Origin of the sequence: Pengzhenrongella sp. (assembly GCF_036565025.1) — a bacterium.
GTDB lineage: Bacteria > Actinomycetota > Actinomycetes > Actinomycetales > Cellulomonadaceae > Pengzhenrongella.
The window spans coordinates 22741-34190 of the sequence record NZ_DATCNW010000224.1 but is presented as its reverse complement, the minus strand read 5'-3'; the positions used below and the strand labels follow the sequence as shown (position 1 = coordinate 34190).

At 69.0% G+C, this 11450-nt stretch carries 11 protein-coding genes; 6 read left to right on the top strand and 5 right to left on the bottom strand.

What is annotated here, in order from left to right:
• Nucleotides 1-217 precede the first annotated feature (217 nt).
• The 4 genes from VIM26_RS13100 to VIM26_RS13085 all read right to left on the bottom strand — a co-directional run bounded on the left by VIM26_RS13100 (nt 218) and on the right by VIM26_RS13085 (nt 4564).
• Nucleotides 218-1057: a carbohydrate ABC transporter permease gene (locus tag VIM26_RS13100; RefSeq protein ID WP_331951854.1), complete on the bottom strand. Its 840-nt coding sequence runs from the start codon at nt 1055-1057 to the stop codon at nt 218-220.
• Nucleotides 1050-2018, bottom strand: coding sequence for a sugar ABC transporter permease (locus VIM26_RS13095; RefSeq protein WP_331951852.1), 969 nt, complete (start codon nt 2016-2018; stop codon nt 1050-1052). Before VIM26_RS13095 ends, VIM26_RS13100 begins: the two co-directional genes overlap by 8 nt.
• Before the next feature lie 54 nt (nt 2019-2072).
• Complete coding sequence (locus tag VIM26_RS13090) at nt 2073-3401, bottom strand: sugar ABC transporter substrate-binding protein (protein WP_331951850.1); 1329 nt, start codon at nt 3399-3401, stop codon at nt 2073-2075.
• 143 nt (nt 3402-3544) lie between these two features.
• Complete coding sequence (locus tag VIM26_RS13085; RefSeq protein WP_331951848.1) at nt 3545-4564, bottom strand: LacI family DNA-binding transcriptional regulator; 1020 nt, start codon at nt 4562-4564, stop codon at nt 3545-3547.
• Between the two features lie 346 nt (nt 4565-4910).
• Between VIM26_RS13085 and VIM26_RS13080 the strand changes: the two genes are divergently transcribed.
• Nucleotides 4911-5534, top strand: coding sequence for a nucleotidyltransferase domain-containing protein (locus VIM26_RS13080; protein ID WP_331951846.1), 624 nt, complete (start codon nt 4911-4913; stop codon nt 5532-5534).
• 131 nt (nt 5535-5665) lie between these two features.
• The gene (locus VIM26_RS13075; protein WP_331951845.1) at nt 5666-5941 is read left to right on the top strand and encodes a hypothetical protein; all 276 of its coding nucleotides are present in this window, start codon (nt 5666-5668) and stop codon (nt 5939-5941) included.
• 6 nt (nt 5942-5947) lie between these two features.
• Here the strand turns inward: VIM26_RS13075 and VIM26_RS13070 are convergent, their stop codons facing one another.
• Nucleotides 5948-6295 carry a hypothetical protein gene (locus tag VIM26_RS13070; protein WP_331951843.1) on the bottom strand — a complete coding sequence of 116 codons (348 nt, stop codon included), beginning with the start codon at nt 6293-6295 and terminating at the stop codon, nt 5948-5950.
• Between the two features lie 407 nt (nt 6296-6702).
• On the opposite strand from VIM26_RS13070, the gene VIM26_RS13065 reads away from it, so the two are divergent.
• The 4 genes from VIM26_RS13065 to VIM26_RS13050 are packed head-to-tail and all read left to right on the top strand — an operon-like array spanning nt 6703 to nt 11418.
• Nucleotides 6703-8400, top strand: coding sequence for a nitrite/sulfite reductase (locus tag VIM26_RS13065; protein ID WP_331951841.1), 1698 nt, complete (start codon nt 6703-6705; stop codon nt 8398-8400).
• Complete coding sequence (locus VIM26_RS13060; RefSeq protein WP_414696481.1) at nt 8397-9182, top strand: phosphoadenylyl-sulfate reductase; 786 nt, start codon at nt 8397-8399, stop codon at nt 9180-9182. Before VIM26_RS13065 ends, VIM26_RS13060 begins: the two co-directional genes overlap by 4 nt.
• Entirely contained in the window at nt 9179-10111 is a 933-nt protein-coding gene (gene cysD / locus VIM26_RS13055) for a sulfate adenylyltransferase subunit CysD (protein ID WP_331951839.1), read from the top strand. The genes VIM26_RS13060 and cysD overlap by 4 nt, the downstream gene beginning before the upstream one ends.
• Nucleotides 10111-11418: a sulfate adenylyltransferase subunit 1 gene (locus tag VIM26_RS13050; RefSeq protein WP_331951837.1), complete on the top strand. Its 1308-nt coding sequence runs from the start codon at nt 10111-10113 to the stop codon at nt 11416-11418. The genes cysD and VIM26_RS13050 overlap by 1 nt, the downstream gene beginning before the upstream one ends.
• The last annotated feature ends 32 nt before the right edge of the window (nt 11419-11450 follow it).

Below are 11450 nucleotides of genomic sequence, written 5' to 3'. Positions count from 1 at the left end.
GCGACCGCCAGCACCGCCCAGGCCCAGCCGGTCCGGGCGAAGACCGCCCAGACCGCGATCCCGCCGAGCACCAGCAGGCCGCCGGGCAGCACCTGCACCACGACCCCGAACAGGCCGACCAGCAGGACGAGCCCGATGATGACGTCGCCGACGCCGCTCATGCCCCGAGCGCCGGCGTCGAGCGGCTGAGCTTCGCGATGCGATGCATCGCGCGAGGCTACTTGACCGAACCGGCGGTCAGCCCGGCGACGAAGTACTTCTGCAGCAGCAGGAACCCGATCACGACCGGGATGCTGACCACGAGGCTGGCGGCCATGATCTCGTTCCAGTAGACGTTGGTCTGCGTGGAGTACTGCCGGAGCCCGATCGCCAGGGTCCGGTTCGTGTCGGTGGTCATCACCGAGGCGAACAGGACCTCACCCCAGGCCGTCATGAACCCATAGATCGCCACCGCGATGACCCCCGGTCGAGCGGCGGGCAGGACCACGCGCAGCAGCGCCCCGACGGGTGAGCAGCCGTCGACCCGGGCCGCCTCGTCGAGCTCGCGCGGGATGCCGTCGAAGTACCCGGCGAGCATCCAGATGGAGAACGGCAGGGAGAACGTCAGGTAGGTGATGATCAGCCCGATGCGCGTGCCGACCAGCTGCACGCCGAAGGTCTTGTCGAGGTTCACGAAGATAATGAACAGCGGCAGCAGGAAGAGCACCCCGGGGAACATCTGGGTGGACAGCACCGTGGTGGTGAACGTGCCGCGGCCCCGGAACCTGTACCGCGAGACCGCGTAGGACGCGAAGATCGCGATGACCAGGCTCGCGAGGGTGGACGAGACGGAAACGATCGTGCTGTTCACGAAGTACCGCGCGAGCGGGACGGTGGTCCACATGTGCACGAAGGGTTCGAACGTGATCGTCGTCGGCCACCAGGTGAACGCGCCGCGGACGTCGGACAGCGGCTTCATCGAGGACGTGACCATGACGTAGAGCGGCAGGATCGTGAAGGCGGCCAGGACCGTGACGACCACGATCCGGAACGCCTTGAACGCGGTGGTGTCACGCACGCTGGGACCTCCTGTTCACGACGGCAAGGTAGATCCCGGTCACGATCAGCAAGAACAGCAGCAGCAGCACGGACATCGCCGATCCCAGGCCGAAGTTCCAGGTCAGGAACGAGGCGTTGTAGATGTGGAAGGAGATCAGGTCACCGGCCGGCGGCTGGGACGTCCCGAACAGCACGTACGGGGTGTTGAAGTCGTTGAACACCCAAAGGAACATGACCAGCACCAGCACCACGTTCACCGGGCGCACCATCGGCAGCGTGATCGAGCGCCACTGGCGGAACGCGTGCGCGCCGTCGACGGCGGACGCCTCGTAGACCTCGGTCGGCACCGACTGCAGGCCGGCCATGAGCATCAGGAACGCGAACGGCCACATCCGCCAGATCGCGACCACGAGCAACGACACGAACGCGTTCGACCCGATCAGCCAGAACGGCTTCTCGGTGAGCAGCCCGAGGTTGTCCCCGAGCAGGTGGTTGATCACGCCGGTGTCCCGCTGGAGCATGAAGTTCCAGGTGATCACGCCGGTGTAGACGGGCAGCGCGTACGGGACCAGGAACAGGGTCCGCAGCGCTGCCCGCCCCCGGAACGAGCGCTGCAGCACCACCGCGGCGGCCATCCCGAACGACCACGACACCGCCACCACGATCACCGTGTAGGCGCACGTGAGCAGGAACGACTGGAGCAGCGCCTTACCGACAGCCGCATTGAAGTCCAGTGCCAGGCTGTAGTTGTGCAGCCCCGCCGCCGGTGCGGCGGACCAGTTGGCGATGAAGAACTTCGTCAGCTTGAGGAAGCTCATGTAGATGCCGGTGAGCATCGGCACCACATGGATGACGAGCTCGAGGATCACCGCGGGGGCGAGCAGCACATACGGCAACCACCAGCCCTGCCGCCGGCGCGCCCGGGGGATCTCCGGGCGCGCCCCCCTCTTCTTCGTCGTCGGATCCGAGATGACGGCCACGTATCTTCTCCTTCGGGCGAACAAGGGGGTGCGGGCAGCGCCGGTCGAACGGCGTCAGCCGATCGAGGCCGAGACCTGGTCCTGCGCCGTCTGCATGGCCTTCTTGACGTCGGCCTTGGTGACCTTTCCGCCCGTCGCGATCGTGGCGAACATGTCATTCATCGCCTTGCCGACGGTCGTCTCGTACTGGTCCTCCGCCGGGACCAGGGGCAGCGGCTTGGCCCGCGTGTTGTAGATGTCCGTGAAGGTCTTGGCCTCCGTCGGGTTGTCCGTGAACGCGGCCTTGGCGGCCTTCAGGACGGGCAGCGACGCGAACGGCTTGCCGAGCGTCTGCTGGACCTCCGGGCTCGTCATGTACTTGACGAACGCGAGGGACTCCTTCTTGTGCTTCGTGTTCGCCATGATCGACAGGTTGATCCCGGCGACGTGGCTCGCGACGTCGGTCTTCGCGCCCGCGGGTGCCGGGAAGGCGACGACGCCGTAGGCGTCGGACTTCATCCCGTTCGAGACGATCGTCGCGTCCGCGTTGTTCTGGTTGAGGATCATCGCGACCTTGCCGTTCGCGAAGTCCGTGACCGCGAGCGTCCCGTTGTCGTACTGCGCATCCGCGGGGTTCACGACCTTGTCGGTCTGCATGAGGTCGAGGTAGCGCAGGATGCCGTCAACCACGCCGTCGCTGGTGAACGTCGGTTTGCCGTCCTTGTCGAACACGTCGGCGCCGTTCTGTGCCGCGTCAATGAACGCGAAGTGGTTGTTCTCGGTGTAGCTGCCGGCCGCGAGGGCGAAGCCGTACTGCTTCTTCGCGGGGATCGTCAGCTTCTTCGCCGCCGCCACCATCTCCTCCCACGTCGTGGGGGGCTGGACACCGGCCGCCTGGAACATCGCCTTGTTGTAGTACAGGCCGTAGGCGAGGCCGTAAAGGGGCACCGAGGTCGGGTCGCTGCCCGACTTGCCACCCGTCTCGAGCGCCGTCTGGACGAACTTGTCGGCGCCGCCGATGTCCTTCATCTCCGTCTTGCCGAACGGCAGGAAGGCGCCCGTGGCCTGCAGGGAGACGGCCCAGGTGTTACCGATGTTCACGACGTCGGGACCCTGGCCGGACGTGACCGCGGTCTGGATCCGCGTCTGCAGGTCGGACCAGCCGATCACCTCGAGCTTCACCTTGGTGCCGGTGTCCTTGGTGAACTTGTCCAGCACCGGGGTGAGGACCGCTTTGTCATTGTCCAGGGAGGTCCCCTGGTTGCTCGCCCAGTAGCTGAGCGTCGCCGGGCCCGAACTCGAGCCACCCTTCGCCTTGTCGTTCGAGCCGCTCGAACAGGCAGCGGTCGCGCCCAGCAACAGTGCTGTGACGGCGACCGAGGCGGTCAAAATGCGTAGCTTCACCAGTCGACTCCTTTGTCGGGGGATGACGAACTCTGTACTTAACCGATTCAGTTCACATCGAGCATACGCCTCGCGCCGCCGATCCGTAGGGATCGTTATTGACTTGAGATATCGCGGCTGCACGCCAGGGAGGCAGCGGGGATTCAGGCCGGCGCGGGCCCGGAGGTTCCGCGAACCACGAGTGTGCTCGGCCCGACGACGACGTCGCTGGGGTTCCGGTCGGCGATCTGCTCGAGCAGCACGCGCGCCGACGCCCGCCCGAACTCGGTCAGATTCCGGTCCAGCGCGGTCACCCCGCGGCGCGCCACCTGGCACAGGATCGAGTCGTCCCAGCTCACGATCGAGAGCTGCTCGGGGACCGAGATCCCCAGCTCGGCGGCCGCGTCGAGCCCGCCGATCGCCATCAGGTCGTTCGCGAAGATGAGCCCCGTGGGCGGCTCGGGGGCCTGCAGCAGCTCGAGGACCAGACGGTGCGCGCCGTCGAGCGTGTAGTCCCCCTGCACGACGTCGACCTGGAGCCCCGCCTGGAGCGCCTGCTCGCGGACCAGCGCCCGCCGTCGCAACTCGTGGAAGAAGACCTGCGGACCCATCACGTGCGCGATCCGCCGGTGGCCCAGCGAGCGCAGGTGCTCGACGACCAGGGCGGCGTCGTTGGGGTCGTCGCCGGAGACGCACGGCATCAGCGCCGATTCCTGCGGCGCGCTGTGCAGGACGGCGGGCAGGCCGAGCCGGCGCACGAGCGGGAACCGGAGGTCGTCCTGGCGAGCGTCGAACAGGATCACCCCGTCGACCCGGCGCTCGCCCGCCCAGCGCTCGTAGACCTCGAGGTCACGACCGGGGACGGGCCCGACCATGCGCAGCACGAGGGAGACGTCCGCCTCGATCAGCACCTGCTCGATGCCGGACAGGACCCGCACGAAGTACGGCTCGGTGCCCAGCAGCTCCGGGTCGCGCGACATCACGAGCCCGATCGCGCCGGTCTTGGCCCGGGACAGCGCGCGGGCCGACGAGCTGGGGAACCAGCCGAGCTCGCGCGCGAGGGTCTGCACCCGCTCGCGCGTCTCGGGGCCGACCCCGGGTTGGTTGTTCAGGGCGTAGGACACGGAGGCCTTGGAGATGCCCAGGCGCCGGGCAAGGTCCGCGATCGTGAGCTGCGCGGCCATCACCGTCACCTCCGCCCGATCAGCGCCGAGGGCGTTCGCCGCCGTCAGCAGGCCGAAGCCTAGTACGCAGCACCGCAGCTGAGTCGGCCCATGGGACGGATCCCACCAGCGTCGGCGAACTCGAGCCGAATCGAGGAACTCGCCGCATTCGCACACTCGCCGTCGTGAGTTCGCCGAATTGGGGCGAGTTCGCCGGTCGAAAACGACGAACTCGCCCCAAAATGACGAACTCGAGCCGGCGACCAGGCCCACGGTGCGCTCCGCGCCAAGAGCGATGAGGCATAGGATCCTCGGCATGTGCCGATTAAAGTCGGCTCATGCAGAAAATCTTCGGAGAGGAGGACTCGTGGATCTGTCGATGCCATTGGCGGTAGTCACCCCCACCCTGGATGCGGCCGTCCTGCATGCGCTCGCTGCGACGACAGCGTGGACGAGCGGCGCCCAGGTTCACCGGATGGCGGGTGCGGGGAGCCCGGACGGTGTGCGCCGGGTCCTGGCGCGCCTCGTCGGTCAGGGCATCGTCCTTGCCGACGCCCATCCCCACGCCACGCTCTACCTGCTCAACCGGGACCACGTGGCAGCCGGCGAGATCGTTGCTATGACCCGGATACGAGCGACGATCATCGAACGGATCACCGCCGCACTCGAGGGCTGGTCGCCCCAACCCCTGCACGCCAGCCTCTTCGGCTCCTTCGCGCGCGGCGACGCCACCACGACAAGCGACATCGACGTCCTCGTGGTGATGAGCGCGGCAGACAACGCGAGCTCCGATACGCAGGCGTTGCAGATCGATCAGTTGGCAAGCGACATCATGAAATGGACCGGAAACCGTGGGCACATCGTGAACCCGGCACCCGACACGCTGACCGCGATGATCGCTGGCGATGACCCGCTGTTGGCCTCGTGGCGGGCCGAGCAGATCCATGTGATGGGCGAGCGCCTGCTCGACCTCCTGCGAAGCCTGTCGTGAGTCAGCGGGGAGGTTCCCGGTCCACCGACTGCACGCCATCCGAAGCCCGCACCCGCCGAGACCAGGCCAGGGCGTTCATCGATGTCGCCGAGCTGGTCCTGAGCGAGCCGGCCACCCAGAACGAGACTCACGTGGCGGCGGCGCTGGCGGTTCTCGCCGCGATCGCCGCCACAGACGCAATCTGTGGACTCACCCTGGGGAAATACAGCCGGGGCCAGGACCACCACCAGGCAGCCGCGCTGCTCGAAACAGTCGATCTGGTAGACCGCACCCTGCCGATGAAACTACGACGAGTCCTTGCGTCCAAGGACGCCGCCCACTACTCGCCGCGCCTGATCTCCAAGGCCGACGGTCAGGTTCTCGTGCGGCAGGCGCACGCCCTGGTGGAAGCCGCCGAACGGCTGTAGCGAGCCTCAGTTCCAGAGGACGGCGATCGCGATGTTGACGACCGTGAGGCCGGCGATCGACCCGACGAGGGCGCGGGAGACCTGCTTCGGGCGGCTGGTCCCGAAGAGCACGAGGCCGGTGACGACGAGCGCGATGATCAGCTTGGTCCCGATCTTCGCCATGTCGAAGCTCTCGTTCACGGCATGGGACTCGGCGAGGGCGATCATCAGCAGCCCCGTGCCGAGCGCGGTCAGGATCCCGTGCAGCACCCCGGTCGCGATCTTGGGGGTGCGCAGGTTGGTGAGCGTGCCCCCGAGAACGATGGCCCAGCCGATCAGGTGCAGCACGACGATGATTCCGAAGAGGGTGTTCACCTGGACAATTTAGGCCAGGTCCGCCCGGCGCCCCGCCCAGCGCGGGCGCCGCACGGCTGACTGCTGGGTCACACCCGGCCAGTCCCGTGGCCGACCGCTGATTGCCCTCCCGGCAAAACCGCAGGTCCGCGACCTCGTATCCCAAGGGGCGGGCGCCCTTGGACACCATGTGGACACTCCCTTAACCTGTCCAGGTGACTCTCCGACACGGCGCCATGTGCGCCGACACCACGTGCGCCATGCGGCGCCGTGCGTGCTGTTGTCGCTGACCGACGCAATACGCGGTCCCCGCTCAGCCGTTCCAGGGCTGCGCACACACCCCCAGCCTGCTATCCAGCACACCGGCATGGTCACTTTCCACGAGTGTCCCGGTTACCGGTACACGCCCGTGAGAGCCGAGGAGCACGATGACTGCCTCCAGCACAGCCCGCACCACAACAGCCCGCACCGCCCGACCCAACGGTCAATGGGCGGTCGACGGTAAGGCACCGCTCAACCACAACGAGGCGTGGAAGGCGCAGGACGACGGCCTCAGCGTCCGCGAGCGCATCGAGACGATCTACGCCAAAGAGGGCTTCGACTCGATCGCCGACGACGACCTGCACGGGCGGTTCCGCTGGTGGGGTCTGTACACCCAGCGCAAGCCCGGCATCGACGGCGGTCGGACGGCCACCCTCGAGCCGCACGAGCTCGAGGACCGCTACTTCATGCTGCGGGTCCGGGTCGACGGCGGCGCGCTGAGCACCGAGCAGCTGCGCGTGATCGGGCAGATCTCCACGGAGTTCGCCCGCGGCTCCGCGGACATCACCGACCGGCAGAACATCCAGCTGCACTGGATCGAGATCGAGAACATGCCGGAGATCTGGCGCCGCCTGGAGGCTGTCGGGCTGAAGACCACCGAGGCCTGCGGCGACGTCCCGCGCGTGATCCTGGGCAGCCCCGTCGCGGGGGTCGCCAAGGACGAGATCATCGACCCCACCTGGGCCATCCAGGAGATCTCCCGCCGGTTCATCGGCGACCCGGAGTTCTCCAACCTGCCGCGCAAGTACAAGACGGCGATCACCGGGCACCCGAGCCACGACGTGGTGCACGAGATCAACGACCTCTCGTTCGTCGGCATGGTGCACCCCGAGCTCGGCGTCGGGTTCGACCTGTGGGTCGGCGGCGCGCTGAGCGTGGTCCCGCGGCTGGGCGAGCGGCTCGGCGCGTTCGTGACCGAGGCGCAGATCCCCGAGGTGTGGGTCGCGGTCACCTCGCTGTTCCGCGACTACGGGTACCGCCGGCTGCGGAACAAGGCCCGGATGAAGTTCCTGCTCGCGGACTGGGGCCCGGCCAAGCTGCGCCAGGTCCTGCAGGACGAGTTCCTCGGCTACAAGCTGCCCGACGGCCCGCCCGCCCCGCCGCCCACCCGGTCCGGGGACCACGTCGGGGTGCACGAGCAGAAGGACGGCCGCTTCTACATCGGCGCCGCCCCGTTCGTCGGGCGCGTCTCCGGCCCTGCACTGACCGCCGTCGCGGACCTCGCGGACTCGGTCGACGCGCACCGGATCCGGCTCACGCCGTACCAGAAGCTGCTCGTCCTGGACGTCCCGGCCGAGCACGTGGCCGCCGTCGTCGTCGGGCTGCGGGAGAACGGGCTGGAGGCCGAGCCGAGCTCGTTCCGGCGGGCCACCATCGCGTGCACCGGCCTGGAGTTCTGCAAGCTCGCGATCGTGGAGACCAAGGCCACCGCGGTGTCCACCATCGGCTCCCTCGAGGAGCGCCTCGGCGACCTGACGGACCTCAAGCCGATCAGCCTCAACATCAACGGCTGCCCCAACTCCTGCGCGCGGATCCAGATCGCCGACATCGGGCTCAAGGGCCAGCTCGTCATGCACGACGGCGAGCAGGTGCCCGGCTACCAGGTGCACCTCGGCGGCGGCCTCGCCTCCCCCGACCGCGAGGAGCCCGGCCTCGGCCGGACCGTGCGCGGCCTGAAGGTCACCGCCGACGGCGTCCCGGAGTACGTCGAGCGCGTCACGCGCCGCTACGTCAAGGAGCGCGAGTCCGCCGACGAGACCTTCGCCCAGTGGTCACACCGCGCCGACGAGGAGGCCCTGCAGTGAGCGCCGACCGTTTCACAAGCGCGCTGCCGGGGCTCGTCACGCTCCCGGCGGCGTCCGCCGAACCCACCGTCCGCGCCGCCAAGCGTCCGCTGCGCACCAAGGACGAGCTGCGCGCCGTCGTCGCCGAGGCCGCGCCGCGGCTCGCTGACGCCAGCGCGCAGGAGGTCGCCGCGTGGGCTGCCGAGGAGTTCGGCGGCATGCTCGCCGTCGCCTGCTCGATGGCCGACGCCGTCCTGCCACACCTGGTCTCGAAGTCCGCCCCCGGGGTGGACGTGCTGTTCCTGGAGACCGGATACCACTTCGCGGAGACCGTCGCGACGCGGCACAAGGTCGAGGCCGAGCTGCCGATCCACGTCGTGGACGTCATGCCCAAGCTGACCGTCGCCGAGCAGGACGCGAAGTTCGGCGCCGAGCTGAACAAGTGGGACCCGACGGCGTGCTGCCGGATGCGCAAGGTCGAGCCGCTCGCCGAGCAGCTCGAGGGGTACGAGGCGTGGGTGACCGGCGTGCGCCGCGACGAGGCACCGACCCGCGCCAACACCCCGATCGTGACGTTCGACGAGCTGCACGGCCTGGTCAAGATCAACCCGCTGGCCGCGTGGACCTTCGACGACCTGCTCGCGTACGCGCAGGAGAACCAGGTCACCCTGAACCCCCTGCTCAACGACGGCTACCCCTCGATCGGCTGCCTGCCGTGCACGAACCGGGTCGCCCCGGGCGACGACCCCCGGTCCGGCCGCTGGGCTGGCCTCTCCAAGACGGAATGCGGGATCCACCCATGACCCTCACCGACGTCAGCGCCCCGTCCGCGGGACTGCGCCGGCTGACCCAGCTCCAGGCCCTGGAGAGCGAGGCGATCCACATCTTCCGGGAGGTGGCCGCCGAGTTCGAGCGCCCCGTGCTGCTGTTCAGCGGCGGCAAGGACTCCGTGGTGATGCTGCACCTCGCCACCAAGGCCTTCTGGCCCGGCCCGGTGCGGTTCCCCGTCATGCACGTGGACACCGGCCACAACTTCCCCGAGGTGCTCGCCTACCGCGACGCCACGGTCGAGCGGCTGGGCCTGCGCCTGGAGGTCCAGAAGGTGCAGGACTACCTGGACGACGGCCGGCTCCGTGAGCGTGCCGACGGCACCCGCAACGCGCTGCAGACACTCCCGCTGCTCGACGGCATCGCCAACAACAAGTTCGACGCCGTGTTCGGCGGCGGGCGCCGCGACGAGGAGAAGGCCCGCGCCAAGGAGCGCATCTACTCCCTGCGCGACGAGTTCGGCCAGTGGGACCCGCGCAATCAGCGCCCCGAGCTGTGGAACCTGTACAACGGCCGGCACGCTCCGGGCGAGCACGTGCGCGTGTTCCCGCTGAGCAACTGGACCGAGCTCGACATCTGGCGCTACATCGCTGCGGAGAACATCGCGCTGCCGGAGCTGTACTACGCCCACGAGCGCGAGGTCTTCCAGCGCGACGGCATGTGGCTCGCCGTCGGGCCGTACTCCATGCCCCGCAAGGGCGAGCAGGTCCAGACCCGCACCGTGCGCTACCGCACCGTGGGCGACATGTCCTGCACCGGCGCCGTCGACTCGGACGCCTACGAGGTCGACGACGTCGTCCTCGAGGTCGCCGCGACCCGCCTCACCGAGCGCGGTGCGACCCGCGCCGACGACCGCGTGAGCGAAGCAGCCATGGAAGACCGCAAGAAAGAGGGGTACTTCTGATGAGCACGCTGCTTCGCCTAGCCACCGCCGGGTCCGTCGACGACGGGAAGTCCACCCTCGTCGGGCGGCTGCTGTACGACTCGAAGTCCGTGCTCACCGACCAGCTCGACGCCGTCGAGCGCGTCAGCCGGGACCGGGGTCTGGACTCCGCCGACCTCGCGCTGCTCACCGACGGCCTGCGCGCCGAGCGTGAGCAGGGCATCACGATCGACGTCGCCTACCGCTACTTCGCGACCGCGCGGCGCTCGTTCATCCTCGCGGACTGCCCCGGGCACGTGCAGTACACCCGCAACACCGTGACCGGCGCGAGCACCGCGGACGTCGTCGTGCTGCTCATCGACGCGCGCAAGGGCCTGCTCGAGCAGACCCGGCGGCACCTCGCGGTGGCCTCGATGCTGCGGGTCCCGCACGTGATCGTGGCCGTGAACAAGATCGACCTGGTCGACTTCGACGGCGACATCTACGCGACGCTCGCCGAGCAGGTCGCCGTGGCCGCGACCGACCTGGGCCTGCTCGACGTGCGGACGATCCCCGTCTCGGCCCTCACCGGCGACAACGTGGTGGACCGCTCCGAGCGGACGCCCTGGTACGACGGCCCGGCCCTGCTCGAGCTGCTCGAGGAGATCCCCGCGCAGCGCGACCCCGCGACCGACCCCTTCCGGCTGCCCGTGCAGCTCGTGCTCCGCCCGCAGGGTGCCGCCCGCGACGAGCGCTACCGGGACTACCGCGGGTACGCCGGGCAGATCGCGTCCGGCGTCGTCACCGTCGGCGACGCGATCGTGGTGCTGCCGTCCGGGCGCACCAGCACCGTCGTCGGCATCGACACGGCCGACGGCGAGCTGGCGGAGGCCTTCGCGCCGCAGTCCGTCACGCTGCGCCTGGCCGACGACGTCGACATCGCGCGCGGCGACCTGATCGCCGCCGTCGTCGACGCGCCCGTCCCGACCCAGGACCTGCAGGCCACGATCGCCTGGCTGTCCGACCGCGAGCTGCGGCCCGGGACCCGGGTGCTGGTCAAGCACACGACCCGCACGGTGCAGGCCGTGGTGAAGGACATCGTCGGGCGCCTGGACCTGGACTCCGCGGAGATCGTCCCGGCGGACTCGCTCGGGCTGAACGACATCGGGCAGGTGCGGCTCAAGTTGGCCTCGCCGGTGGCCGCGGAGGACTACGTGGTCTCGCAGCGCACCGGGGCGTTCCTGCTGATCGATGCGCACGACGGGGGGACGCTCGCCGCCGGCATGGTCGGCGAGCCGCTCGCGGAGGCGCGCTGTCCGGGTCGGCGACCCGCGCAGTACGTCATCTAGCGAGCCCTCCCCGTTGCCCTGAAAGGTCCACC